Origin of the sequence: Nocardia sp. NPDC047038 (assembly GCF_040644075.1) — a bacterium.
Lineage (GTDB): Bacteria > Actinomycetota > Actinomycetes > Mycobacteriales > Mycobacteriaceae > Nocardia > Nocardia sichangensis.
This window is the reverse complement of sequence record NZ_JBEYVQ010000001.1, coordinates 1-25,311: the sequence shown is the minus strand read 5'-3', so window position 1 is coordinate 25,311 and position 25,311 is coordinate 1. Positions and strand designations below refer to the sequence as shown.

The following is a 25,311-nucleotide window of genomic DNA, read 5'->3' as shown; positions in this document are numbered from 1 at the left end:
TCTCTCACTTAGTCTTCACAATACCCCTTGGGGTATCACCCGCCGACTCCGTCCGCTCGTGGGCGAAACTGACGGTGGGCAGAATCCGGCGCAGCCAAGCCGGGGACCACCACGCGGCCCTACCGGTCAAGCGCAGCGCGACGGGCAGCAACACCAAGCGCACCACCACCGCGTCCAGCAGCACCGCGACGCCGAGGATGATGCCCATCTCTTTCGGCGGAAGCGGATCGGCCAGCGCGAAGGTGAAGAACACCGCGACCATGACCGCCGCTGCGGCGAAGATGACCCGGCCGGAATGGGCCAGCCCGTCGATGCCCGCCGTCCGGGGATCTCGCGAGCGCTCGTAGTGCTCCTTGGCCGTGGCCAACAGGAACACGGTGTAGTCCATGGCGATGGCGAAGATCATCGCGAAGAAGAACACCGGTCCCCAACCGTCGAGGAATCCCTGCGGACTGAAGCCGAGCAGGCCCGCGCCGTGACCGTCCTGGAAGATCAGCTTCGCCACACCGAACGCGGCTGCGGTCGACAAAAGGCTGACCAAGGTGCCCAGCGCGGCGATGAGCGGCGCTTGCAACGCCACCAACAGCAGGACGAAGCCCAGGACGAGGATCACCCCGACGACGATCGGCAGATAGTCGTCGAGCGCCTGTTGCAAGTCGAGGTTTTCCGCCGGCGCGCCGCCGACGAGGGCATCGGCAGGCAGTCGCTCACGCAGGTTGTCGAGGATGCCGCCCAGCCGGTCGTCGGAAGGATCGACGGCGGGCAGCGCCTGCATCATGACCAGGCCGGAATCATCCGCGGCGGGCGCGGGCGGCGTGACTGTAGCGATGCCGTCGGTCGTGGCTGCCGACTCGGCGCTGCGGGCGGCCTCGGCCTCGGGGACGACGATCTGCAATGCGCCTGGCGCGCCCTCGCCGAGTTGACGCTGGACCAGTTCGTAGCCCTGGCGCACGGGCGCGTCGGCGGGCACGACCTGGATCGAGGGCATCGCGACCTGCAATCCGGTGGCAGGCAACGCCAGCGCCGCCAGCACACCGAGCCCCGCGAGCGCGAACGGCCACGGGTGATCGTGCAGTAGCTGCCCCCAGCGGGCGAATCGCGGCGAGCGATGCTGCTGACGGGTCGCGTACGGCAGTGCCGCGGCGTTGATCCGGCCACCCAGCGCGCCTAGCGCCGCCGGCAGCAACGTCAGCGTGGCGGCGAGCACGAACGCCACCGCGAGCATGATTCCCACGGCCATGGTGCGCACCGCGGGCGCCGGAACCAGCAGCACCGCCGACAGGCTGACCAGCACGGTCAACCCGGAGAGCACGACAGCCTTGCCCGCGGTGGCCATGGTCTCGGCCACCGCCGAACGGGAATCGGCGGACTTGGTGAGCGCGTCACGGAAGCGGGCGACCAAGAACAGCGCGTAGTCGATGCCCAACGCGAGAGCGAACATCATGGCGAAGTTCATCGCCCACACCGAGATCGGCGTGAGGTGGTTGAGCAGCACCAGACCACCGGCCGAGGCGACCAGCCCGGCCACCGTCAGCAGCAGCGGAAGCCCGGCAGCGACCAGCGAGCCGAAGGCCAGCACCATGATCGCCAGCGTGACCGGCCAGGAGAACAGCTCGGCCTCGAGCATCGCCTCGTGGTTGGCCTTGTTGAAATCGCTCCACAACGCCGACGCACCGGTGGGATAGACCTCGACTCCGTCCCCGGACAGCGCGGTCAGCGCCGCCTTGTGCTCGTCGACGGCCTTCACCATGTCGTCGGTGGAGGCGTTCGCACCCGCGATCAGGATGCCGGTGTGGCCGTCCGGGCTGATCGTCGTGCCCGGCTGCGGCGGGACGACGGCACCGAAGCGGGAATCGTCCGCGAAGATCGCCGAGATCCGGCCCAATGTCTGCCGCATCGTCGGATCGGCGACGGTCTCGGTGTCGGAATGCACCACTACCTGCACCGCCGCCGACGAATTCCCGCCGAAGTGTTGCTGGGCCAGCTCACGGACCCGCACCGACTCCGAACCATCGGCCTGCCATCCGGCTCCGGCCAGCGAGGTGAACACGCCGGGCGCCGCCGCCCCGAGCGCCACCAGCGACAACAGCCACACCGCGAACACGATCCGGGCCCGCCCTGCCATCATCGCGCCCCATCGCGCCAGCAGGCCGCCGGGCCGCACCGACTTGCCGGCGGCGACCCGGTCCTGCCCCATGAATGTCGTCGGCCGCATCGGCGCTTCCTTTCCTTGCGGTACGAATCGCAGCACTCAACCTGCTCTAGCATACCCCTGGGGGCATAATCGACTATACCCATGGGGGTATATGAGGTGTAGTGGCATACCCCACAGGGTTCGGAGACTCCCGATGACAGCAGCGAGGGGAGCAGACTCCGTGTGGGTGAGCAACCCGTGCTCACGAACGCAGTGACTGCCTCACCCGCGCCGCCTCACGGGTGAGGTGGTCGCGTTCCGGCGCACTGGTGGCTGCTCGGGATGCCTCGGCGTACAGCTCGGCCGCCTGCTCGAGGTCGCCGGCGCGTTCGAGGAGATAGGCGCGAACGGCGGTGTACCGGGGCAAATCGGAATCCACCTCGCTCAGCTCTGCCAAGCCGGCTTGCGGTCCGTCGGCCTCGCCGACGGCGACCGCGCGGTTGAGTCGCACCACCGGGCTACCCGTGAGGCGCAGTAGTTCGTCGTACCACTCCACGATCTGCACCCAGTCCGTCTCGGCGGCGCTCGGCGCATCCGCGTGCAGGGCGGCGATCGCGGCCTGCGCTTGGTATTCGCCCAAGCGGTCGCGAGCCAGCGCGGCTTGCAGAATCGTCACTCCTTCGGCGATCAGGCCGGTGTCCCAACGTGATCGGTCCTGTGCACCGAGCGGCACCAGGCGACCGCCAGGGCCGAGGCGAGACGCGCGGCGGGCATGGTGCAGCAGCATGAGCGCCAACAGGCCCGCGACCTCGGGCTCGTCGGTGGAGCCTGCCAGCTGACGGGTGAGGCGGATCGCTTCGGCTGCCAGATCGACGTCCCCGCCGTAACCCTCGTTGAAGACGAGATAGAGGACGCGCAGCACCGTCGCCAGATCGCCGGGTCGATCGAGCGGCAGCCCCGCGATACGCCGCTTGGCCCGGCTGATCCGTTGTGCCATGGTCGCTTCGGGCACCAGGTATGCCGTCGCGATCTGCCGCGTCGTCAGGCCGCCGACCGCGCGCAGCGTCAACGCGACGGCCGAGCCGGGCGACAGCGACGGGTGCGCGCACAGGAAGTAGAGCCACAGTGAGTCGTCCGTGCCCGGCACCGGACCGGTCGGCGGCTCGACCTCCACGGCGAGTTCCCGCCCGCGCCGCGATGTTTCGGCCCGGGCGGTATCGAGGAACTTGTGCCAGGCGGCCGCGACGAGCCAGGCTTTCGCATCGCGCGGTGGATCGTCGGGCCAGCTTCGCAGCGCGCGGATCAGCGCCTCCTGCACGGCGTCCTCGGCCGACGCGAAGTCGGCTCCGCGCCGGACGAGGACACCGATCACCGTGGGCACGAGTTCCCGCAGCAGCGACTCGTTCACTCGGTGACCGTGGGCAGCGCGGTGAGGAACGGCCGCACCTCGAGCCACTCCTGGACCGGCTTCCCGCCCGCACCGGGTGCGGCGGACAGCTCCGCGGCCAGCTCGAGCGCGCGCTCGTAGGTCTCGACGTCGATCACCATCCAGCCGGCGATCAGGTCCTTCGTCTCGGCGAACGGTCCATCGGTGACCGGCGGGCGGCCCTCGCCGTCCGAGCGGACGAACGTGCCCTGCGGGGAGAGCGCTTGACTGTCGACGAACTCGCCGGTGGCCTCGAGCCGCGCGGCGAAGTCCTGCATGTACTGGACGTGGGCCGCGAGTTCTTCCGGGGTCCACTGGTCCATCTGCACGTCGTTGACCGATGCCGGTGCGCCTCGGTAGTGCTTGAGCAGCAGATACTTGGCCATCATCTTCTCCTCGGATCGGTAGGGACCATTCTTGCCGCGTCGCTCTCAGGCATGCTGACGTTCGGCCCGTTGCCGAATCAACTCCTCTACCGGGCTGGGCAGGGTGGTTTCAAAGTCGATGAGTTTCGCCCAAGTCGGGGTGACAACGATCCGGACCATGCCGTCGTAGAGCGAGCGGACCTCGGCCTCCCACTCGACGCGCTGCTCGGGTGTCATCTCGTAGCTGCCGTTCATCTGGAGATACTCGTCCGGGATGCCGTCGACGACGTCAAGCTCGGCGCGCCCGCGGATGAGCAGCAACTTGGGCGGGTGGACCTCGGTGTCGATGGTCAGGGCAACCATCGGGTTCTTGCGCAGTGCGAACAACTTGGGGGCGTTCTTCGTGGTGCACAGCACGATCTCCGAGCCGTTCCAAGTGAAGCCGATCGGTATGCTGCGCGGTGTGCCATCCGTGGCGACATAGGCCAGCCGGGTCAGGTCGCGGGCCAGCAGCTCCTGGCTGATCGGACGGTTCAGGATCTCGGTGATCTCGGTCGCTCGCATGGTGATCGCTCCTACGTCGGGGTGGTCGAGCGACATGTCCGTAGCCGCTCGTATCCCTGGGACGGAGCCGACCGGACGTTCTCGACATCCGAGGCGGACCAATTCTCGAGATTTTCTGGGCTCGATGGCCACGACACCGCGCAACTAGGCTTGACCTGCGCGATCGCCGCCCGCGGCCGCGGCCCACCCTATGCGCTCGCCGCGGAACAGGCTGCCGATCCACTCGTCCCGGATCTGCGGATCGGTGGCGGAGGGCGGCAGCACTTGCCGGTTCACGCGGGAATCTCGGCCTCTTCGACCTCGACTTCCAACGGACCTGGTAGCCGACCACCCGCCAGGGCCCGATGGACGGATCAACGGTCAGCAGCGTGTCCAGCTCGCCACATCACTCCGGCGTCAACTTGTGCGCCAACCCGGTCAGAGGTTCCCGCTGGCCTTGGCATGGCTGTGCACGACCTGGCGCACCACGGTCTCCGGTTGACTACCGGAATCCCGAATCGATCGGACGGCACTCGATCGCGCAGGCTCGCGCGCTCGCGCCGCCGATCAGCGGGCGGTGGACGGCCGATGCTCAGCGAACCCGCGCCCGCACCAACTCGCCGGCTGCGACCCGATAGCGCTCGGCGATCAAGCGGACCACCGCCGGGTGCACGCCGATGGGTTCCGCGACGCCGTCCGCGCCCGCCTCGTGCAGACGCTGCTGGAACAGGCCGTGCGCGAGCAGATAGGAGGCGACGAACACCCGGTCCGCCCCCGCCGCGCGCAGTTCCGCGACGACCTCCGGCACCCGCGGCGCACCGGTCGCGACGTAGCCGATACGGACCGGAACGCCGAGGTGTTCGGCCAGCAGCGCGGCCGCGCGCCGGACATCCTGGCGGGCCCGGGCGTCCGAGGAGCCCGCGGCGGCGAAGACCACCGCGTCACCCTCACGCCAACCTGCGGCACGCAGACGCATCGCCATGATCCGCGCGAGCGCCGGATCCGGTCCCATGGCGGGCGTGACCGTCACCGCGGGATGGTCGCTCTCGGCGACCTCGCGCGGCACGTCCTGGTAGACGTGATAGCCCGAGGCCAGGAACGCCGGAACCACCACGGCGGGTACGGTTTCCCCGGCCGGGGTCACCAGATCGCGCAGCACTTCCGAAGGCGAAGGACCGAGCACATCCACGAATGCCGTACGCACCCAAGGCGTCTCGGTGCCGGGCCCCGAAATCCCGGCACCGAGCTCCTTGGTCACGGCCTCGGCGAGCGCCGCGATCATCTGCACGCCCTTGGTGCTGCGGGTCCCGTGGGCCACGAGCACCAGGGCGGGCGCGGTCACCAGCTCCCCGCAGTCTGGATGTACCGAGGTGCCCGGGTCGGAATTCCGACACCGGGCACCTGTGGTCCTCCTGTCGCGGTGGGCCGTGGGTTGTTGTCGATACATTCCGCCGGGTCCAGCGCGAGCCGATACCCACGTTTGACCACGGTCTGGATCGCTTTCGGCGTGCCGAGTCCGGCGCGCAGCCTGGCGATGGCGGTCTCCACCGCGTGCGTGTCGTCCCCGCCGCCGGGCAGCGCGGCCAACAGGTCCTCGCGCGAGACGACCCGGCCGGGCTGGCGGGCCAGCGAACGCATCAACGCCATCGGCGCGGGCGCCAGCTGACGCACCTCACCGTCGACCACTACGCACGCGCCGCGCACGCTGATGATGTGGCCTGCGGCGTGAATCCGGTTGGCTCGCCTGGGCAGTTCCTCGGCGACGTGGCGGGCCAGCGCGCCCAGCCTGGCTCGGCCCGGCATCGAGGTTGGCACCCCGAGTTCCTCCAGCGGCGCGGCCGTGATGGGGCCGACGCAGGCGGGCAGCACCCGGCCGCGCAGCGCGTACAGCAGCCCTTCCAGCAGCCCGGTCTCCTTGGCGCGCATCAACATCGACGCCACGGCGGGGGCGCTGGTGAAGGTGACACAGTCCATGCCCGAAGTGACGATGGCCTCGATCAGGTGGTCCATCGGCCCCTGATCATCCGGCGGCACCCAGCGGTACACCGGCACCGGAACGACATCCGCTCCCGCGCAACGCAATACCTCGCAGAAGTCGGGCACCGGCTCCCACTCGGTGGTGGCCCCGTGCAACTGCACGGCGATCCGAACACCTTCCACGCCCTCGGCGAGCAGGTGATCGAGCACTTCGGCGGACGACTCGGAGGCCGGCGACCACTCTTCGCGCAGTTCGGCGGCGCGGATGGCGCCCTTGGCCTTCGGGCCGCGGGCGAGCATCCGGGTGGTCCCCAGCGTCGCGCGCAGGTCCTCGGCGAGACCCCAGCCCTCGGCGGCCTCCATCCACCCACGGAAGCCGATTCCCGTGGTGGCCACGGTGATCTGCGGTGGATCGGCGACCAACTGCCGGGTCACCCGCTCCAGCTCGTTGTCGTCGGCGAGCGGGATGATGCGGATTGCCGGTGCGGAAACGATGTTCGCGCCCCGGCGTTCCAGCAGTGTGGCGAATTCCTCCGCCCGACGGGCCGCCGTGATGCCCACCGTGAATCCGGCCAGGCTCGCGCCCGCGTCAACTGTTGTCATTGGGTTCATCCATCCGAGGACGCGAGCGCGGTGGCCACCGGCTCGTTGGAAATCGAGACGATGCCGTCGTCCACGCGCACCGCGTACACCGGCAGCATCGCCGATTCGTCGTCCAGGCAACGCCCGTCGACCAGGGAGAAGGCCTGCTTCAGCAGCGGCGAGGCCACGACGGGCGCCCCGCCGCGGTCGCCGACGATCCCGCGCGACATGACCGCCGCCCGGCCGATCGGATCGATATTGCCGACGGCATACAGCATGCCGTTCTCCAGCAGGAAAAGGGCGGCCTGTCGGCCACCTTTGAGCAACACCGCGACGCCGCGGCCGGGAATCAGGTAGTCGAGACGGCAGGCCTGCGTCCACCCAGTGGTGGTAGCTGCGGCGATGCCGGGGGTATCGATCACGGTCATCGGTGTCATCCTCCAAACGCCTTACTCATTGGTACCGACGTTCTGTTTCCATGCGGTTAAGCGGTCATTTCCCCTGCGTGGCGACCGGAACTTCCGGCAGTCCGAGCAGGACGGGAACTTTCCGCTCCCCGGATTCGTCGAAGGAAATCGTCGGATCGGCTTCCTCCGGGGCGTTGACGAACGACACGAAGCGAGACAGCTTCTCTTCGTCTTCCAACACCGCGGCCCATTCGTCGCGGTAGCCGGCGACGTGCTGAGCCATCGCCGCCTCCAAATCCTCGGCGATGCCGAGGCTGTCCTCGCAGATCACCTGCTTGAGGTAATCGATACCGCCTTCCAGCGCCTCCTGCCACGGAGCGGTGCGCTGCAAACGATCAGCGGTGCGGATGTAGAACATCAGGTACCGGTCGATGTACTTGATCAGCGTCTCGTCGTCGAGTTCACCGGCCAGCAGGACGGCGTGCTTCGGGGTGAGACCGCCGTTGCCGCCGACATAGAGGTTCCAGCCGTTCTCCGTGGCGATCACGCCGACGTCCTTGCCACGCGCCTCGGCGCATTCGCGGGCGCAACCGGAGACCGCCAGCTTCAGCTTGTGCGGCGAACGCAGCCCGCGGTAACGCTTCTCCAGCAGCACGGCCATGCCGACCGAGTCCTGCTGACCGTAGCGGCACCAGGTGGAGCCGACGCAGCTCTTCACCGTGCGCAGCGACTTGCCGTAGGCGTGACCGGATTCCATGCCCGCGTCCACCAGCCGCTTCCAGATCAGCGGCAACTGCTCGACGCGCGCGCCGAACAGGTCGATGCGCTGACCGCCGGTGACCTTCACGTACAGGCCGAATTCCTTGGCCACCTCGCCGATGGTGATCAGCTGTTCGGCGGTGACCTCACCGCCGGGCATCCTTGGCACCACCGAGTAGGTGCCGTTCTTCTGCAGGTTGGCCAGGAAGTGGTCGTTGGTGTCCTGCAGCCCGGCCTGCTCGCCGTCGAGGATGTGGTCGCTCGAGGTGGAGGCGAGGATGGACGCCACGGTCGGCTTGCAGATGTCGCAGCCGGTTCCCTTGCCGTACTTGGTGATCAGGCCGGAGAAGGTGCGGATGCCGGTGACCTGGACGATCTGGAACAACTCCGCACGCGACTGCTCGAAGTGCTCACACAGCGCCTTGGACATCTCCACGCCGGACTGCTCGAGCAGCTTCTTGAGCATGGGAACGCAACCGCCGCAAGAGGTTCCGGCGCTGGTGCAGCTCTTGATCCCGGGGATGTCGCAGGCGCCTTCGGCGATCGCCCCGCAGATCGCGCCCTTCGACACGTTGTTGCAGGAGCAGATCTGCGCGTCGTCGGGCAGCGCGTCGGCCCCGAGTTCGGCGCCCGCGGGCGAGATCAGCGCGGCCGGTTCGGCGGGCAGCGGGCGGCCGACCAGCGGACGCAGCGCCGAATAGGCGGTGGCGTCGCCGACCAGGATGCCGCCGAGCAGGGTCTTCGCGTCATCGGAGACGACCAGCTTGGCGTAGGTGCCCTTGGCCGCGTCGTGCAGCACCACCGACAGCGCGCCCTCGGTGACGCCGTGCGCGTCACCGAAACTGGCCACGTCGACACCGAGCAGCTTGAGCTTGGTCGACATGTCCGCACCGGGGAACTCGCCCGCGCCGCCCAACAGGCGGTCGGCCACGATCTCCGCGGTGGTGTAGCCCGGCGCGACGAGGCCGTAGCACACGCCCTCCACCGCGGCGCATTCGCCGATGGCCCAGATGTTCGGGTCGGAGGTCTGCAGGCCCAAGTCGGTGACGATGCCGCCGCGGGGACCGACCTCCAGGCCCGCGTCCCGGGCGATCTGGTCGCGCGGGCGGACACCGGCGGAGAACACGACCAACCCGGCATCGATCACCGTCTCGTCGGACAGGGTGACCTTCACTCCCTTGTCGGCCGCCTCGATCGAGGAGGTGCCCACACCGGTGTGCACGTACAAGCCGAGGTCGGTGACCAGGCGCTCCAGGATGGCGCCGCCGCCCTCGTCGACCTGGGCGGGCATCAGCCGGGTGTTGTACTCCACCACGTGCGGGGTGAGCCCGAGCAGGCGCAGCGCGTTCGCGGCCTCCAGACCGAGCAAGCCGCCGCCGACCACCACGCCCACCGCGCCGGAACCGGCGGCTTCGGCGGCCGCGCGGATACCGTCCAGGTCGTCGAGGGTGCGATAGACGAAGCATTCCGGGCTGTCGTGGCCGGGCACCGGCGGCACGAACGGGTAGGAACCGGTGGCCAGCACGAGCGCGTCGTAGGCGAGGATGTCGCCCGAGGACGTGGTCACCTTGCGCGCGGCCCGGTCGATGGACTCGGCGCTCTGGCCCAGCCGCAGCTCGACCAGTTCGTCACCGGCGTACTCGTTGCCGGGCAGCGCGAGCGCGCTCGGGTCCCAGGCGCCGACGTAGGACGACAGGCCGACGCGGTCGTAGGCGGGCAGCTGCTCCTCGCTGAGGATGATCACCTGCCACTGGCCTTCGGTGTCGCGCGAGCGCAGCGCCTCGACGAACCGGTGCCCGACCATCCCGTGGCCGACGACCACCGCGGTCTTGCGAGCGACTGTGGGGTTCATCTGTGGGTCCTCCTGGACTGGATCGGGTGTCAGGCGCGGGCCGAGCCGGCGGACGGGGACTGGGAGTGACCGGCCTCGGCTTCGAGGACGAAGGTCTCGGCTTCGGTCACGACCTCGGAATCGGCGGTCAGGCCGCGCAGGCTGGGACGGCGCAAGAACACCGCCCAGACCACCAGGGCGCAGACCACGTAGAAGGCCATGAACACCCAGAACGCGGTGGTCGCGGACTTGGTGGACGCGTAGGAGGTGCGCAGCACCAGGTTGATGCCCACGCCGCCGAGTGCGCCGATGGCGCCGACGAAACCGATGAGCGCGCCGGAGGTGTTCTGCGACCAGGCCGCCCGCGCGGCGGGCGTGGCGTCCAGGCTCTTGGATTTCGCCTCGAACACCGACGGGATGATCTTGGTGACCGACCCGTTGCCGATGCCGGAGAGCACGAACAGGGCGATGAAGCCGACGACCAGGGCGGTCATCACACCGCCGCCCGCTACGCCGTTGTTGTTGTCGGCCCGCGTGCTGGCCACCGTGACCAGCACGGCCGCCGCCATCATGGCGCCGAAGACATAGAGGGTGACCCGGCTACCGCCGATACGGTCGGCCCACTTGCCGCCGTAGGGCCGGGCCAGCGAGCCGAGCAGCGGACCGATGAACGCGATCTGCGCGGCGTGCAGCGTGGCCTGCGCGACGGTGTCGCCGCCAGCGCGGAAGCTGATCTGCAGGATCTGGCCGAAGGCGAAGCTGTAGCCGATGAACGAGCCGAAGGTGCCGATGTAGAGGAACGCGATGGCCCAGGACTGCGGCACCTTCAGCGCCGTCAGCATGTAGGACAGGTCGGCCTTCTGGTTGGGCAGGTTGTCCATGAACAGCGCGGCGCCCAAGCCGGCGATCGCGATGAGCACCAGGTAGACCGCGCAGATCAGCGAGGCGTAGCCATTGCCGAGGGTCGCGATGACCAGCAGGCCGATCAGCTGGATCACCGGAACGCCGATATTGCCGCCACCCGCGTTCAGACCCAGCGCCCAGCCCTTGAGCCGCTGCGGGTAGAAAGCGTTGATGTTGGTCATCGAGGAGGCGAAGTTGCCGCCGCCGAAGCCGGCGAACGCGGCGATCACGAGGAACGTCGTGTACGAGGTGCCGGGCTGGTTGACGAAGTACAGCGTGAGCAGCGTCGGGATCAGCAGCATCGCCGCGCTGAAGACCGTCCAGTTGCGTCCACCGAAGCGCGCGGTCGCCACGGTGTAGGGAATCCGCAGGAACGCGCCGACCAGGGTCGGCATCGCGACCAGGAAGAACTTGCCCGCCGGGTCGATGCCGAACTTGTCGGTCGGCATGAACAGCACCATCACCGACCAGATCGACCAGACCGAGAAGCCGACGTGCTCGGCGAAGACCGACCAGATCAGGTTGCGGCGGGCGATGTCCTTGCCGCCCGCTTCCCATGCGGCGACGTCCTCCGCATCCCAATGATCGAGATGCGGCCTGCGGATCTTCGTCCGTCCCAGCGCTTCCAGACGGTTATGCGTCAGCGTGCTCAACGGGGCCTCCCAAAGTCGGTTGGCCCCACGGTAGGAAATGGGTATTGCCGAAATGCTGCGCGAAATGACCGTCAAATCAACGGTTGCTCACGATTACCGGTTCCGCGAGGTGAGTTTCGACCGAATGTTTCAGGCATGTGACACAACAGTTTCCGTGCGTCACGAAAAGGCTTATCTCGAATTCGCCGACCGGTGAGGTGTGACGCGCGCTACTCCGTGCAATTCGAATGCGCCCATCCTGACCCCGTTCGCACAGCCGCGCAACCCGAACTGTGAGATTTCCGGCCGACGGCCGCGCGCGTCAATTCCAGGTGTCCTCGAGCACGCGCGGCTTGCACGCCTGCCACGCACCGGCCAGCAGCACCAGCACGGCGAGGCCGAGCATCGCGAACGGAGCCAGCCAGCCGCCCGTGGCCGTGTGCAGCACGCCGAACAACAGCGGACCCACGCAGGCCACCGCGTAGCCGACGCCCTGGGTGAAGCCGGACAGCGCGGCCGACCCGGCAGGCGTGCGGGTGCGCAGATTGATCAGCGTCAGCGCCATCGGGAAGGTGCTCGGACCGAGGCCGAGCACGACCACCCACAGGATCGGCGCCGCCATCGGCGCGATCAGCAGCCCGGCGAACGCGATGAAGAACAGCGCCGCGCAACCCACCACCACGGGGAACGGATTACGGAATCGGGCCACCACGGTCGGCGCGCTGAGCGCCGCGACCAGGCCGACCACGGCGAACAGACCGACCATGGCTCCGCCGTACGCCGCGCTCGCACCGGCCTCGCTCAGGATCTTCGGCAACCAGGCGAACATCGCGTAGGTGGTGAGCGAGGTCATGCCGAACATGCCCGCCATGCCCCAGGCGATCGGCGAACGCCACACCCGCCCGCCGTGCGGCTCCCGCACCGGCACGGCCGTGCGATCCGCGCCGTCGTGCCCGCGACGGCCACGCAGCACCGCCAACCACGGCACCGCAGCGGCGAACCCGAGCAGACCCCACACGCCGAGCGAGACGCGCCAGCCGTGCGCGTCCGCCACCGGGACCGCGGTGACGGCGGGCACGACCGTGCCGAGTTGCACCATCACTATGTACAGCGAGCTGATCCCGGCCAGGCGATCCGGGAAGTACCGCTTCACCAGCGGCGGGATCACCACGTTGCCGATACCCATGCCCGCGAGGGCGAGCGCGGAGAACACCAGCAGTTCGGCGGTGCCCGACATCAGCACCCGGATCGACATGCCCGCGCCCGCCATCAGCATGGCCGTCAGCGCGGTGCGCTCCAGCCCGAGCCGGACCGCCAAGACCGGGGTGAGCAGCCCGGACAGCGCGAACATGGCGGTGGGGAGCATCCCGAAGACGCCGACAACGGCGGTGCCGTAACCGATTTCGGTGCCGATCCGCTCGGCGAGCGGGCTGAACGCGGTGACCGCGACTCGTAGGGTGAGCGCCGACATCACGATGGCTGCCAGGACCAGCGCCCGGCCCTCGATCAGCGCACGTCGACGGCGCTCTACCAGGACGGATTCCTGGCGAGCCTCGGTTTCGGGAAGGGTCGCAGACACCGAGAAATCATAGGATGACCGGATGAAGAGCGGCAACGATTTGTGATGGGCGGTACTCTGTCGAGGTGCAACCCGTCCGGCGCACCAGCCTCATCGCCCAGGTCACCGAGCAGCTGCGTGCCGAAATCCGTTCCGGCCGTTGGTCGATCGGCTCCCGCATTCCCACGGAGCCGGAGCTCACCGAGCTCACCGGCACCGGCCGCAACACCGTGCGCGAGGCCGTCCAGGCCCTCGTGCACGCCGGCATGCTGGAGCGTCGCCAAGGGTCGGGAACCTACGTGATCGCGGCCTCCGACCTCGGCGGGACGCTCGGCAAGTACTTCGCCGACGCCGAGGAACGCGACGTGCTGGAGCTGCGCCTCGCGCTGGACGTCACCGCCGCGGGCCTGGCCGCGCGCCGCCGCGACGACTCCGACATCGCGAACCTGCTGCGCCTGCTGGCCGAACGCGACAAGAAATGGGAAGACGACCCCGCCTCCGCGATCGAGGCGGACGTCCAGTTGCACCGCGCGATCGTCGTCGCGAGCCACAACGCGGTGTATCTCGAGTTCTACGATTCGCTGCTGCCCATCATCGAACAGGTGATCCGCGCGCGGACCGCCAAATCGGATGACTCCTATACCGACGAACACGCGGCGCTCGTGCACGCCGTGATCGACGGCGATCCCGAACGGGCCGCCTCCGCGACACGCTGCTTCCTCAACTCTCTCATCGCGGAATATCCGGACGCGCGATAAACGGCGTCAGGTAACCAAGTGGTCACCATTCCCGGCCGCGCAATGTGAGTCGGATTTGCCGGGAACGTCATCGAGGGCCACGGGGACGCAACAAGCGGCTCATACCTTTGTCTCGACCGTAGCTAGGCACTCGACAGCCGCCGGCGGCACTGCGCCGCGATGAGGGCCGGTCGAGCCGAATCGAGAGGAAGCCGATGACCGCCGTAGCAGCCACCGGCCAGCAGTCGCAGCCAACGACTTTCGAATATCAGAAACGTGGCCGGTGGCTCGACCACTGGGATCCCGACAATCCGACGTTCTGGGCATCCGGCGGTGCGAAAACCGCGCGCAAGAATCTCATCTTCTCCGTGTTCGCCGAGAATCTCGGCTTCAGCATCTGGGTCATCTGGGGCACCGTGGTGACCAGCATGGGCGCCGCCGGATTCGACTTCCTCGCCGGGCTCGGCAAGGGCAACCCCACCGCGGTGAGCAACGCGCTGCTGCTGACCTCCACCCCCACCCTGGTCGGCGCCGCGCTGCGCATCCCGTACACCTTCGCCGTTCCCCGGTTCGGCGGCCGGGCGTTCACCGTGTTCAGCGCGGGGATGCTGCTGCTTCCCACACTCGGCCTGGCCTACTTCGTCAACCAGCCGGGCACGCCGATGTGGGTGTTCCTGTTGCTCGCGGCGCTCGCGGGCGTAGGAGGCGGCAACTTCTCCTCCTCGATGGCCAACATCAACTTCTTCTTCCCCGAGGGCAAGAAGGGGGCGGCGCTGGGCATCAACGCGGCGGGCGGCAACCTGGGCGTCGCCCAGACCCAGCTGGTCCTGCCGTTGCTGATCACCCTCGGCACGCACATCATGGCCAAGGATCCGGGCGGCTATCGCTTCGGCATCACGCTGTCGGTGCTGGTCTGGGTGCCGTTCATCCTGGCCGCCGCATTCGGCGCGCTGCGTTACATGGACAGCATCGGCACCGCCAAGTCCGATGGGAAGTCCTACCGGCGGGCGCTCACCAACCGGCACACCTGGGTGATGGCGATCCTCTACATCGGCACCTTCGGCTCGTTCATCGGCTTCTCCTTCGCCTTCCCGACCCTGATCAAGGCCAACTTCCCGGACCTGGCGAAGATCGGCTGGATCACCACGCTCGGTAACCTCGCGTTCCTCGGCGCACTGGTCGGGTCGTTCAGCCGTCCGTTCGGCGGCTGGGTGTCGGACAAGGTCGGCGGCGCGAAGATCACCCTGTACGTCTTCGGCGGCATGGCGGTCGCGGTCGCGCTGATCATGGCCGGGCTGGAACTGAAGAGCTTCCCGCTGTACCTGATCGCGTTCCTGCTGCTGTTCGTGCTCACCGGCATCGGCAACGGCTCGACCTACCGGATGATCCCGACCATCTTCAGCGCGGAATCCAAGAAGTACGCCGCCGAGCACGGCCTCGACCTCACCGAAGCCGCGGCCTCGGCCAAACGTCAGGCGGGCGCGGCGATCGGCGTCATCGGCGCGGTCGGCGCCTCCGGTGGCTGGCTGTTGCAGCAGGCGCTGCGGTTGTCCAACACCCACCTGCACAGCATGGCCCCCGCGTTCTGGGCCTACGCCGGTGCGTTCCTGGTGATGGCGGCCATCACCTGGTGGTTCTACCTGCGGTCCTCGTTCGCCATCCAGCGCGTCCCCTCGCTGGCCTACGCGAACGTCTGACCGCTCCGCCTGTCCCGCGGTCCGGACCCCGCGGGACACGGGCGTCATCTCCGCCGCCCCCTCCGGCGGAGCCGCCCACCCCACAACCGAACGTCCGCTCGTCACCCGGGGCCAGATCCCGGGTCCGGCAACGGGTCCCGGCCTGCACCGGGACGACGCGCGGGCGTTCGGTTTCGTCGCGCAACCCGGCAGTGATCGACTCACATAGGCCACCGGACCCCTCTGACCTGGTTCAGAATTCGAGTTCGGACCAGGGAATGGCGATCGGGAATGGAAAGTCGATCTCGATGCCGCCCGAATCACCGGGTGTCCATTCGCCGACCATAAGGTAGTTGGACGGGTGGAGTGGATGAACCCCCTCCGGAAGCTGAGCATGCCCGGTCTCGACCGCGTAGGCACGGACAATGGCGATGGCGCTCGCTTCTCGGGCCAGAGTCACTTCCCAGTACCACGGAATTCCGGCGCTCGCGTACCGAACCTTCTTCGCCTCGATATCAGCCTGGGTGTTGGATGGCGACAGGACCTCCCCGACCAGCAAGGTGTCGTCGCCACGCACATCCTGATACGGGGTTTCGAGACACCTGTGGACGAGGAAGTCGGGAGTAAGGAAATCGGACTTGCCAGTGCGGCCCAGAAAGACATTCGTCTCCGTCGTGACGCGCCAGCAATGCTGTGTGTGCTTTGACATGTCTTGCCCGGCACAGCGGCGCAAGGCGCTCCATATCAAATTCGTGAACGTTTGATGTTCGGAGGGACCACGGCCCACCCAGACCACGCGGCCGTTCCACAACTCGATCTGACTCGCGATCTCCTCCGGGAGTCGCTCCAGCTCCTCCCAGGTCATGTACTCGGGGAGGCCGGGCCGCTCGATACGCGGAACGGGCATGCCGCAATAGTAGATGACCTGCCCATCCAGGAGGGGCTACCGAGCAGCGGTCGACACGGCGCTCGGGCAGGTTGCGCGGTCCCCGGTGACGAGACCACCCGGGAGTAGAACCAGGTGATGTCCGTACCGTGTTCAGTTGATCCCGCAGGCCACTGCGTCTGCGGAGGGTTGGGGGCGCCCGGCCACTCCGGTCAATACGGTAGGTGGACCCCGTCGCGCACTTCCTTGACAGTTCTGCTGATCATTTGCTGCAAGGTGGCGGCGACGCGCTCGGCGGTGGTGGGTTTGATCGTCAGCAGATCCGCGCCGAACGTGACGTAACGGCCGTCATTTTCGACGTCGTTGAGCTGGAAATCTTTGCGGCCGTGCGTATGCCGGTTGTCTACGCTACCCATCGCGTAAACGCCGACGTGACCGATCAACGTCATTGCCCGGGTGAAGAACCGCTCGAACTCCTCCCGCGGCGTCGGTCGCCAAGCGTCGCGGACCGGCGGCCTCGGCCGCGCCAACTCCTCTGCGGAAGCCTGCAACTGTTTCCCCTGCCCCGGGCCGCAGACGGGGAAAACGTCGACCACGGCCCGCGCCACCGCACTGGCGGGCAGCAACGTCAGCACCACATCACCGCCGTGTTCGGGGTCCGGTCCCGGTTCCTGCACCGCGACCGCGCCGTGCTCGTAGTGCACCCCCACGTGGGCCCGCAGCCTCCGGTTGCGGCGTTTACCGACGAATCCGGCCACTTCCACCCGAGCCTCCGGCGCCAGCAGCACTTCCACCGCGCGCAGCAACTCGTCATCGATGCGCGGGCGCAGTGACTGCGCCGCCGCCTGCCGCAACCGCAGACTCTCCGACCGGAATTCCGTCGTGTACTGGTGCTGCAGGGGATACGGCAGCACGTCCCGACCGGTGGACTCCCACAGAGTCCGGAATTCGAGCGCGGTGAACCGCCAGTTCTGCACCTCGGGCATGGGTGTCCTTATCGCGGGTTGTCCCCGATGACCGGCGGCACCGTCCCGGGCAACTCGTCCAGGCCGATGAGCTCATTGCCGTGTTCCTGAGTGATCAGGTAATCCGGAATGCCCTTGGTGGATTCCTCATCCGACTTGCCGCCGCGCGCACCCGGAGCCATTCCGCCCATTCCGCTCGCACCGGCGCGGCCGGGAGAGGTGCCGGTCCGCGCGGCGGTCGGGACCGCGTTGGTGCTGTTCGGTGTGCCTTTCGACGGCACCGAGACACCGGGCGCACCCGGACCGGTCGGGCTTCCCGGACTGCCTTGCGTGCTCGAGTGCGGGCTGCCGGGACTGGTCGGCGATGCGCTCGGCGTAGGAGTCGTCGAGGCGGGTGTTGTCGAAGAGGGCATGGTGGAAGCCGGTGTGGTCGAGTCCTGCGTAGTGGACGCCGGGTCGGCACCGGTCGACTCCGATGTTTTCGAGGCGTCGTCCGAGGAATGGTTGCTCGACTGAGCCGTCGGGTCCTCGGTGGAGTTCGTGCCGGAGGGATCCGAGCTGGGCGACGAAGTTCCCGACGGGTTACTGGTGCCAGTGTTCGTGCCTCGCGGGCCGCTGCCGTCACCGATGCCACCCGGATTCGCGGTGGTCGCCGGACGCGGAATCACCGGCACATTGGTATCGGACTCCATCACGACCGGAGCGTAGACGGTTCTCAACACGCGAACTGCCTCGGTCTTCGTGTTGTACTCGGCGACATCGTCATTGCGCCATCCCCGCCCGGCGACGAAGGCGAGAGCGTTGCCGATTCCGCTGCGATGTTCCGGCGCGTGCGGGACCAATTGCTTGGTCGGCTCCAGCCCGGTCAGCAATTCGGCCAGCTTGTTGCCGGTCAGCCGGGCCGCGTTCGAAACCTGGGCACCTTGTGCGGCATAGTCGCCGACCGCACTCGCTGCGGCATTGCGCGCCTCACCCCGCCACACACTGTCGTCGGTAGCCCGCGCCATGGCTTTCGTAAAGGTGTCCAAAGAGGTTTGGTGCCGATCGGCGATGGTGTTCCACGCGGTCACCAGGTCACCGACCGCTTTCAAATCGATCTGATCGACCTTGCCACGCAGCGTCGCGATATCGTGCCGCTCGAACTCATCCGCGTCGAGAACCTCCCTCGGCCGGAATTCGCCCTGGAACCCGACATCGGAGGCCCGGCCTCGCACACCGTCGCGCTGCCGGTTGTACTTGTCCTGCACCCCGGCCACATCGACGTCCGGCTGCAACTCCTCACCCGATATCCAATTGGTGACGTTGCGAAGCATCGTCGAACCGAGTTCCCCCATATCGAAGACTCGCAGAGAGTCGAACGGGTTGCCCATCAGCGCACCTGCTCGGTGGTGTTCGTGAACTGCGTCGCGTTCTCGATGTCCTGTCCGGTGATGCGCTTGAACGAGATCGCCATGACCTCACGCATGTTCTTCACGGTCTCGATGTGTTCTTGGAGGACTTGGTCGATTGAATGAGGCTCACCGCTGGCCTGTTTCAGGAACTTTTTCGCCAAGCCCTCTGCCATGGTGAAATCGCCGAAGCCAGAGACGTTCTGAGCACCTTGCGCCGAGAAGAGGAGCCTATTCAAATCAACGAGGCGCTCGTCGCATGCCTTGGCGCAGAGATATGCGGCGTTCTCATCGTCGAGATACAACTCGCCCGCACGAGCCTGGTCGGCCAGTACACGCCAGGTCGCTGCGTTAGCCTCGCTCATACGACTCCCTCCCCAATTAATGCGGAAATAGCGGCACAGTAGAATCGCCGACCCGATTCAAGATCACACAAGGATCTTCAGGACTGCTGATCGTTGCCTTGTTGGAGACCCGCAGTTGAACCGCTCCCTGCCGAGCAGCGAAAACTACATCGCAGAGCAGGTTCTTCGATGCACCTTCTACCTTGAATTGCCGACCAACTCGACCAGCAATTGTCACGTCGCGGAATTCAATGTTGCCGGGCTTCTTCTCGAACTCGGCAACTGTACGTGCAGTAGAAAACACTGAGACGAAGTACTTGGGCCCCTCCCAATTGCAGATCTCCCAGCCGGACTGAGGAACTCCCGCGATGCCAGCCTCCTCGGTGGCCGGATCAACACCCGCCGACCGCAGCGCATCATCGGGGATCCCCGTGCAGGGGTTGAACAGAGCCTGGGCCGCAGTGGTGCCGGAACTCGCCGTGGGCGATCCGCTCGTGGCATCCCCGCATGCCACAGCGCCGGTCGCCAGCGCTCCGATGAGCAGTGCCAACAGGATTCGACGACTCATCCCCACCCTCTCGACCCGTGACGACTCAAGTGCGCCAACAGTAGCAGACGACCTGTCTGACGCTCCCTGCCTGCGCTGGTCGAGAGGTGCTCTGTGCGTGGCCGCGTCACTCGGTAGCGGACCGGGTCTGGAGACGCTCTCCACGTTGGGGGGCAGGGAGGTCGGGGGCCGGATCTATGGTGGCAGAGCAGTATCAAGTTCGACGAAAGCTAGGACATACGACTGAGTTCGACAAATTTCGAAGGGGTTGGAATCATGAAGTTCGGCAAGATCGTGGCCGGTTTTGCGTTGGCTGCCGCGGCGTTCTCTGTTGCTCCCGCCGTCGCCTCCGCCGACGATCCGGAGTTTCCGCGCAACGGTGTTATCCCGCCTGGTACCTATCACATCGGGCGGGGTCCCTCCAATGTGATCGGGTCGCCGATCGAGAACTGCGATCTGCAAGTCTTTGTGGATGGCAGGACGGTGGAGTTGGTCTGTGGCGGGTCCAGCCGGGGAGGGCATCAGACGCCGGTCGGCTCGGACGAGACGTATGTTTCGTTCGACTTCGTGCCCTTCGGGCTCGACCTGCATGACATCGACCCCCGGCAAGGACTTTGGAGCGGAACCGTGAATATCGCCGGGACTCCGATTATTGCCCCGTACCCGCTGGCAGCAGTCTGGCTCAGCCGCCGTTGAATCGGACGCACCAAAAGCGCTTGACTTGCGTCAGTGTCCGTGATGGATACGGCCCGGACATCGGCTGAAGGGCCGAGGTCCGGGCTGTCTGTTGTCTACGCCGATCCGCAGATCAGAGCGCCAGTCATAACGCACGCGGTGAAAGAGTCCCATTGGCCCGGCGCGAAGATCAGCGCCGGGCCGGTCGGGTTCTTCGAATCACGGACGCCGACGTAACCAGCCTCGAGCCACGCGACTTCGACGCACGCATCAGCCTCACCGCTGTGGACAGACTTGAACCACTCCGCTCCGGATAGGTCGATGATCATTGTTCGTATCTCCTGGCCATAGTCCTGAGCAGGTCTCTCGATCCTTGCTCTTCGAGTGCCGCACCATTGAGGGCTTCGTGGATCACCCGGAAGCGGTTCACATCGTCCGCATCCTCGAAAATCATGGTCCCTATCGCGCCCTCGGTGTAGACAACGGACGGCTCGCCATGAGGGAAGTCGATAATGATGAACGGCGGTACCGCCAATCCTCCTGGGAAGCCAGCAGTAAAGGGAACGACTCGGATCGAGACGTTCTCTCGCCTACCCATGTCAGCAAGATGACGGTATTGCGAAGACATGATTCGCATAGAACCGACAACAGTACGCAAAGCCGACTCATGCACCAGGAATTCGGCCCGCATCGGTTTGTGCCTGCGGGTAAGAATCGCTGATCGTTGGATTCTCCGTTCCACGAGCCAGTCAGCATCTGCGGAGGAGCCCATCGGCGCAGACGATCGCACACTGCGGGCATAGTCGGGAGTCTGCAACAGGCCCGGTATGATGAGTGCTTGGAAGAAGTGCAATTCTGTTGCCGCGGCCTCCAATTGCAGATACGTGTTGAAGCCGGGACGTACCAGATTCCGGAAGTCCTCCCACCACGGTCTCACACGCGCCTGCTCGGCAAGCAATTTCAGGTACTCCGTCCGCTCCTCCGGCAGCCCGTAGTACTGGCAGATGAACTCGATGTCACGAACCTTGATCTTCTCGTTCTGCCCCAGTTCCAGCCGTCCCAGCGCGGATCGGCTGATCTCCAGGACCTCGGCTACCTGCTCGAGGGTGTAGCCGTTGGCCTGACGTGCGTCGCGCAGTGCGCGGCCCAACTGGCGACGCGGCAGCGTCGTCCGGCTGACGTCCGACTTGGTACCGACCATTTCCGTTGCGTCCTCCCCTGCTGTCCCACGGTGTGACCTGCTTTTTCCCACGGCGAGAATCGACATCCGCGCACTCGGGAAGCGCTCAGCGCGTATGCGCCGATTGCCGGGCACCGGTCGATTCGAGCTCCCCGTCGTGAGCACGTTCGCAGCATATGCACATGGCCGAACAACACGGAACAGAACTCGATTTCGTCACGAATTCCCGCGCACCGGCGCCTATTACGTGCGATCAACAGCCGACGAGTCACGGCATCGGGCCGCACCGGCCTGGGCGTCGCGAGGCCACGGACGGCCTCCTCGTTCCGCCCGGAATCTGCCGTCGCGCCGATGTGCAGTTGGCGCACGAGCAGATGCGGGCGCACCTGGCCTGCCGGATCGAGCGGTGCGCGTGGAAGGCCGCGGCGTATCGCACACTCGTCATCACCGGTCGGCTGATACCGCAGGCGGTGAGCCACCGGGAACGCGCCGCCGCCCGAGGACTCCGGTTCCCGTCCCATGACGGACACGACAACGCCGACCGCGCTGTCGACGTGCGCACGATTCAAGCTGTGCTGGAGCAATTGTCGGCGTTGGCGGCCCCACCGGAATCCTTCCGGGGGTGAGCCGATTGCATCGGACCACAACGGGAACCGCACAGGCCGGCTGGCGAGTGTTGGGCAGTCGCATCGAAATCGTGTTCTTGCGTGACGAAGCCGATCCCACACCCGCCTACCGGCTGCGCAACAACGGCGACGCCGTGCCGATCCCGCTGGGCGAGAATGGATTCGTCGCCTTCGATGAGCGCGCACTGCCGGATCTGGCGCAGGTCCGCGAATGGTTCCCGCGCCACTTCCGGCTGTGGGACGCGGTGCGCATCGAGTTCTGGGACATTCTGCTGCCCGCACACGGAGCACGCACCACGGATCCTCCCGGACCGCCCCAGCCGAGTGAGTTCGCCTGACCGATTCCACGCCCCCTCCAGAGAGCGAAAATGCCCGATCGACGAAATCGACCACAGGACAAGTCGCGCAAGCCGACGAGTTCCGCCATCCCGCCCAACGCCACGATCGACTCGCTACTCGCGGCCATGCTGGCCGAGCGTCGCGCAGACGCCGCCGACAGCGACACCGTGCATTTCTGGGGATTCGCCCGCACCGGAAGCGCCACCGCGCACGACGCGGCCCACACCCCGATAGTCCTCGACCCCGACGCCGAACGCTCACCCGTCCTGGATTCGGCCGAATGGCTGATCCGACGATTCACCGGCCGCCTGTGGGCGTTCGGGCTCGCCTACCTGACGGTGGGCGAGATATTCACCAGCCCGCACGAGGCGATACAGGCCGTGGCCGCGGGCCGATCGAGCGAACGCGCCACCGCCGATCCCATCTGCGCGGCAACGATATTCGACGCCCGAGGACGCACCTACACGTCGCTGACGTACACCCACCTGCCCGAACTCGGACCGACGCCCACCTCGGTGGGCGACACCCGCCAGTGCATCGACGCCTGGATAGCCCTCTTCGACCAGCGCGCCGTAGCGGCGCACGTGTGGGCGGCGGCCATAACGCTCGATCCGTCCGCGAACCGCGCCGCCATAGCCCGCCTACGGGGTCACTGAAAATCGCGTTGGCCGCGCCTGCACGCGTTGTTATGGTGTGGTCGTGAATTCCCCGGAGTCGTCCAGACGGTAGCCGCCCGGCATACGCGCCGGGCGGCGTTGTGAATGCGAAACCGCTGGTCGTAGCGCGACCGAGTGGTTATTTCGCAACGCCGGACGAAGCTGGTCTCTCCGCGGAGGGTGACGGTTCACCCGATTTCCGCGACCATCTCGGGCGCTTTGTCGCGCCCTGTATCCGGGGAGTTCCTTTTATGCCCATTGTGGTGTTCGTGCTGGCTGTCGCGGTGTTCGCGCAGGGCACGTCCGAGTTCATGGTGTCGGGGTTGCTGGAGGCGATCGCCGTCGATGTCGGAGTCTCGCTCGGCACCGCCGGTCTGCTGACCTCACTGTTCGCGGCGGGCATGGTGCTCGGGGCGCCGGTGATGGCGATGGCGGCGGGCAGGTTGCCGGTCCGGCACTCGATAGCGGCGTTCTTGGCGGTGTTCTGCGCTGCTCATGTCGTCGGCGCTGTGACCAGCGAGTTCACGGTACTGCTGATGACGCGGGTCGTCGCCGCCGTCGCCAACGCGGGATTCCTGGCAATCGCGCTGGCCGCTCTGCCGCACTTGGTCGGCTCGGCGATGGTGGGGCGTGCGACCTCGGTGGTGGTGTCCGGGGTGACCGTGGCGTGTATCGCGGGGGTACCGGCCGGCACTGTGCTGGGGCAGATCTGGGATTGGCGTATCGCGTTCTGGACTGTCGCGATCGTCAGCGGGGCAGCGGTGATTCCGGTGTGGGCGATGGTGCCCCGTACGGCTCGCACCGGTGATCGCCCGGCCACAGCTGAGTCCTTTTTGCTGCGGGAGTGGGCGGTACTCGGCGAACGGCCGGTACTCACCTCGGTGCTGGTCGCCGTGCTGGTCAACGCGGCGACGTTCGCGGGGTTCACGTTCCTCGGTTCGATCACCGCAGGGCTCTCCACAGCGGACAGCCGCTGGGTTCCGATCGTGCTGGCCTTGTTCGGCATCGGTTCGTTCGTCGGCGTGACGGTCTGCGGCCGCCACAGCGACCGTCATCGCGAGCGGATCGTCACCGTAGGAACGAGTGGGCTCGTCGGGGTGTGGTTACTGGCCGCTCTGACCGCGCACGCACTGCCCGGCGTGGCGATCATGGCGACGGTGTCCGGGGCGGTCGCGTTCGGAGTGGGATCGACACTGATCACGACGATCGTGCAGACCGCGGCGCCCGGCGCGCCGCGGATCGCGGGTGCGCTGGCCACCACGGCGTTCAATATCGGCGCCGTGCTCGGCCCTGTCACCGCCGCCGTGGTCGTCGACCACACCGGTCAGCCCGCGAAGGCGTTGTGGTGTGGCACGGTTCTCACACTCGCCGCGGCCACGGTCGTGCGGGCGGCGAGGCAACCGGTCGCATCACCGGCGGCGACCGCCGCGGCAGGAGACCCGCTCGAGTAATGCTGGCGAATTACCGCTAATAGACTTGACGAACGAAGGATCGAGATGTCACTATAAATATGGGAAGACACAGGAAATGGTGTGTCTTCTTTCTTGTTGTCTCTCGACATCGGTCGAAATCGGGTGTAATTTAGGGCTTCGCGCCGGGTCGCGTGCTGTCCAACTCTCGAAATACGAATTGACCGTGGAAAGTGGCACAGTCTGCGTGCCACCTTCTACCCGTTGTTGTCGAGTCATGTTCGGACACGGTCCAGCACGGTGCGCCATGTGAATTACCGCCCACAGGACAAGCAGATACCGTGACGCCCACGCGAACGTATGGGCGTCATGAGGTGCTGGAAGGACGCATCTTGACAGTCTCGAGTCAGACCGACGTCTATGCCGCAACGCCCGCCGATTCCGGAGTCTCCCCCTCGCCGAAACGGCTCTCGTTCGCGAAGATCCGTGAGCCCCTCGAAGTTCCGGGCTTGCTGGAAGTCCAGACCGATTCGTTCGAGTGGTTGATCGGCACGCCCGCCTGGCGCGAACGGGCCACCGCGCGCGGCGAATCCGGCGCCGGTGGATTGGCGGAGGTGCTCGCGGAGATCAGCCCGATCGAGGACTTCTCCGGCTCGATGGCGCTGACGCTATCCGATCCGCGCTTCGAAGAGGTCAAGGCCTCGATCGATGAGTGCAAGGACAAGGACATGACGTATGCGGCTCCGTTGTTCGTGACGGCGGAGTT

26 protein-coding genes and 1 pseudogene are annotated in these 25,311 nt (G+C 66.9%); 9 read left to right on the top strand and 18 right to left on the bottom strand.

The window, feature by feature from the left end; genetic code table 11:
• Positions 1 to 4: 4 nt before the first annotated feature.
• The 10 genes from ABZ824_RS00135 to ABZ824_RS00090 form a co-directional block, all read right to left on the bottom strand.
• The gene (locus ABZ824_RS00135; protein ID WP_356962399.1) at positions 5 to 2,197 is read right to left on the bottom strand and encodes an MMPL family transporter; all 2,193 of its coding nucleotides are present in this window, start codon (positions 2,195 to 2,197) and stop codon (positions 5 to 7) included.
• A gap of 199 nt (positions 2,198 to 2,396) precedes the next feature.
• Positions 2,397 to 3,542 carry a DUF6596 domain-containing protein gene (locus tag ABZ824_RS00130; RefSeq protein ID WP_356960732.1) on the bottom strand — a complete coding sequence of 382 codons (1,146 nt, stop codon included), beginning with the start codon at positions 3,540 to 3,542 and terminating at the stop codon, positions 2,397 to 2,399.
• A complete protein-coding gene (locus ABZ824_RS00125) occupies positions 3,539 to 3,946 on the bottom strand; it encodes a YciI family protein (RefSeq protein WP_356960731.1) in 408 nt (135 codons plus the stop codon). The genes ABZ824_RS00130 and ABZ824_RS00125 overlap by 4 nt, the downstream gene beginning before the upstream one ends.
• A gap of 45 nt (positions 3,947 to 3,991) precedes the next feature.
• A complete protein-coding gene (locus tag ABZ824_RS00120; RefSeq protein ID WP_355079802.1) occupies positions 3,992 to 4,489 on the bottom strand; it encodes a pyridoxamine 5'-phosphate oxidase family protein in 498 nt (165 codons plus the stop codon).
• 144 nt (positions 4,490 to 4,633) lie between these two features.
• Positions 4,634 to 4,765 carry a hypothetical protein gene (locus tag ABZ824_RS00115; RefSeq protein WP_356960729.1) on the bottom strand — a complete coding sequence of 44 codons (132 nt, stop codon included), beginning with the start codon at positions 4,763 to 4,765 and terminating at the stop codon, positions 4,634 to 4,636.
• A gap of 295 nt (positions 4,766 to 5,060) precedes the next feature.
• Complete coding sequence (locus tag ABZ824_RS00110; protein ID WP_356960727.1) at positions 5,061 to 5,810, bottom strand: sirohydrochlorin chelatase; 750 nt, start codon at positions 5,808 to 5,810, stop codon at positions 5,061 to 5,063.
• Positions 5,807 to 7,048, bottom strand: a complete 1,242-nt coding sequence (locus tag ABZ824_RS00105) for a uroporphyrinogen-III synthase (RefSeq protein ID WP_355079805.1) — start codon at positions 7,046 to 7,048, stop codon at positions 5,807 to 5,809. Before ABZ824_RS00105 ends, ABZ824_RS00110 begins: the two co-directional genes overlap by 4 nt.
• A 5-nt stretch (positions 7,049 to 7,053) precedes the next feature.
• Complete coding sequence (gene nirD, locus ABZ824_RS00100) at positions 7,054 to 7,455, bottom strand: nitrite reductase small subunit NirD (RefSeq protein ID WP_355079807.1); 402 nt, start codon at positions 7,453 to 7,455, stop codon at positions 7,054 to 7,056.
• Positions 7,456 to 7,519: 64 nt separating this feature from the next.
• Positions 7,520 to 10,045 (bottom strand): nitrite reductase large subunit NirB, encoded by a 2,526-nt coding sequence (gene nirB / locus ABZ824_RS00095; protein ID WP_355079809.1) that lies wholly within the window; start codon positions 10,043 to 10,045, stop codon positions 7,520 to 7,522.
• A gap of 29 nt (positions 10,046 to 10,074) precedes the next feature.
• Positions 10,075 to 11,532 (bottom strand): nitrate/nitrite transporter, encoded by a 1,458-nt coding sequence (locus ABZ824_RS00090; protein WP_356962397.1) that lies wholly within the window; start codon positions 11,530 to 11,532, stop codon positions 10,075 to 10,077.
• Positions 11,533 to 11,617: 85 nt separating this feature from the next.
• Here ABZ824_RS00090 and ABZ824_RS00085 point away from each other — a divergent pair, with 85 nt between their 5' ends.
• Complete coding sequence (locus ABZ824_RS00085) at positions 11,618 to 11,776, top strand: hypothetical protein (protein ID WP_356960725.1); 159 nt, start codon at positions 11,618 to 11,620, stop codon at positions 11,774 to 11,776.
• Between the two features lie 105 nt (positions 11,777 to 11,881).
• On the opposite strand, the gene ABZ824_RS00080 is transcribed toward ABZ824_RS00085, so the two are convergent.
• Complete coding sequence (locus tag ABZ824_RS00080) at positions 11,882 to 13,138, bottom strand: MFS transporter (RefSeq protein ID WP_356960723.1); 1,257 nt, start codon at positions 13,136 to 13,138, stop codon at positions 11,882 to 11,884.
• A 65-nt stretch (positions 13,139 to 13,203) separates the two neighbouring features.
• Here ABZ824_RS00080 and ABZ824_RS00075 point away from each other — a divergent pair, with 65 nt between their 5' ends.
• Both ABZ824_RS00075 and ABZ824_RS00070 read left to right on the top strand, forming a co-directional pair.
• The gene (locus tag ABZ824_RS00075) at positions 13,204 to 13,875 is read left to right on the top strand and encodes a FadR/GntR family transcriptional regulator (RefSeq protein WP_356960722.1); all 672 of its coding nucleotides are present in this window, start codon (positions 13,204 to 13,206) and stop codon (positions 13,873 to 13,875) included.
• Positions 13,876 to 14,069: 194 nt separating this feature from the next.
• The gene (locus ABZ824_RS00070) at positions 14,070 to 15,551 is read left to right on the top strand and encodes a nitrate/nitrite transporter (RefSeq protein ID WP_356960720.1); all 1,482 of its coding nucleotides are present in this window, start codon (positions 14,070 to 14,072) and stop codon (positions 15,549 to 15,551) included.
• Positions 15,552 to 15,783: 232 nt separating this feature from the next.
• Here ABZ824_RS00070 and ABZ824_RS00065 read toward each other — a convergent pair whose 3' ends face one another.
• From ABZ824_RS00065 to ABZ824_RS00045, 5 genes are all read right to left on the bottom strand, one after another.
• Positions 15,784 to 16,437 carry a Uma2 family endonuclease gene (locus ABZ824_RS00065; RefSeq protein ID WP_356960718.1) on the bottom strand — a complete coding sequence of 218 codons (654 nt, stop codon included), beginning with the start codon at positions 16,435 to 16,437 and terminating at the stop codon, positions 15,784 to 15,786.
• Between the two features lie 191 nt (positions 16,438 to 16,628).
• Positions 16,629 to 17,402 carry an ESX secretion-associated protein EspG gene (locus ABZ824_RS00060; RefSeq protein ID WP_356960717.1) on the bottom strand — a complete coding sequence of 258 codons (774 nt, stop codon included), beginning with the start codon at positions 17,400 to 17,402 and terminating at the stop codon, positions 16,629 to 16,631.
• Positions 17,403 to 17,410: 8 nt separating this feature from the next.
• The gene (locus ABZ824_RS00055) at positions 17,411 to 18,751 is read right to left on the bottom strand and encodes a hypothetical protein (RefSeq protein WP_356960716.1); all 1,341 of its coding nucleotides are present in this window, start codon (positions 18,749 to 18,751) and stop codon (positions 17,411 to 17,413) included.
• Entirely contained in the window at positions 18,751 to 19,134 is a 384-nt protein-coding gene (locus ABZ824_RS00050) for a hypothetical protein (RefSeq protein WP_356960714.1), read from the bottom strand. Before ABZ824_RS00050 ends, ABZ824_RS00055 begins: the two co-directional genes overlap by 1 nt.
• Before the next feature lie 16 nt (positions 19,135 to 19,150).
• Positions 19,151 to 19,681, bottom strand: coding sequence for a DUF3558 domain-containing protein (locus ABZ824_RS00045; RefSeq protein WP_356960712.1), 531 nt, complete (start codon positions 19,679 to 19,681; stop codon positions 19,151 to 19,153).
• A gap of 255 nt (positions 19,682 to 19,936) precedes the next feature.
• Here ABZ824_RS00045 and ABZ824_RS00040 point away from each other — a divergent pair, with 255 nt between their 5' ends.
• Entirely contained in the window at positions 19,937 to 20,356 is a 420-nt protein-coding gene (locus tag ABZ824_RS00040; protein ID WP_356960710.1) for a hypothetical protein, read from the top strand.
• Positions 20,357 to 20,451: 95 nt separating this feature from the next.
• Here ABZ824_RS00040 and ABZ824_RS00035 read toward each other — a convergent pair whose 3' ends face one another.
• Positions 20,452 to 20,664, bottom strand: a complete 213-nt coding sequence (locus tag ABZ824_RS00035) for a DUF397 domain-containing protein (protein WP_356960708.1) — start codon at positions 20,662 to 20,664, stop codon at positions 20,452 to 20,454.
• Positions 20,661 to 21,536 (bottom strand): helix-turn-helix transcriptional regulator, encoded by an 876-nt coding sequence (locus tag ABZ824_RS00030; protein WP_356960707.1) that lies wholly within the window; start codon positions 21,534 to 21,536, stop codon positions 20,661 to 20,663. The genes ABZ824_RS00035 and ABZ824_RS00030 overlap by 4 nt, the downstream gene beginning before the upstream one ends.
• 161 nt (positions 21,537 to 21,697) lie before the next feature.
• Between ABZ824_RS00030 and ABZ824_RS00025 the strand changes: the two genes are divergently transcribed.
• The 5 genes and pseudogenes from ABZ824_RS00025 to ABZ824_RS00005 all read left to right on the top strand — a co-directional run.
• Positions 21,698 to 22,141, top strand: a complete 444-nt coding sequence (locus tag ABZ824_RS00025; RefSeq protein WP_356960706.1) for a hypothetical protein — start codon at positions 21,698 to 21,700, stop codon at positions 22,139 to 22,141.
• Between the two features lie 71 nt (positions 22,142 to 22,212).
• Complete coding sequence (locus ABZ824_RS00020; RefSeq protein WP_356960705.1) at positions 22,213 to 22,479, top strand: hypothetical protein; 267 nt, start codon at positions 22,213 to 22,215, stop codon at positions 22,477 to 22,479.
• A gap of 30 nt (positions 22,480 to 22,509) precedes the next feature.
• Entirely contained in the window at positions 22,510 to 23,136 is a 627-nt protein-coding gene (locus tag ABZ824_RS00015) for a hypothetical protein (protein WP_356960703.1), read from the top strand.
• Between the two features lie 251 nt (positions 23,137 to 23,387).
• Complete coding sequence (locus ABZ824_RS00010; RefSeq protein WP_356960702.1) at positions 23,388 to 24,587, top strand: Cmx/CmrA family chloramphenicol efflux MFS transporter; 1,200 nt, start codon at positions 23,388 to 23,390, stop codon at positions 24,585 to 24,587.
• Between the two features lie 332 nt (positions 24,588 to 24,919).
• Positions 24,920 to 25,311, top strand: a pseudogene (locus ABZ824_RS00005) (DNA-directed RNA polymerase subunit beta); the annotation flags it as partial.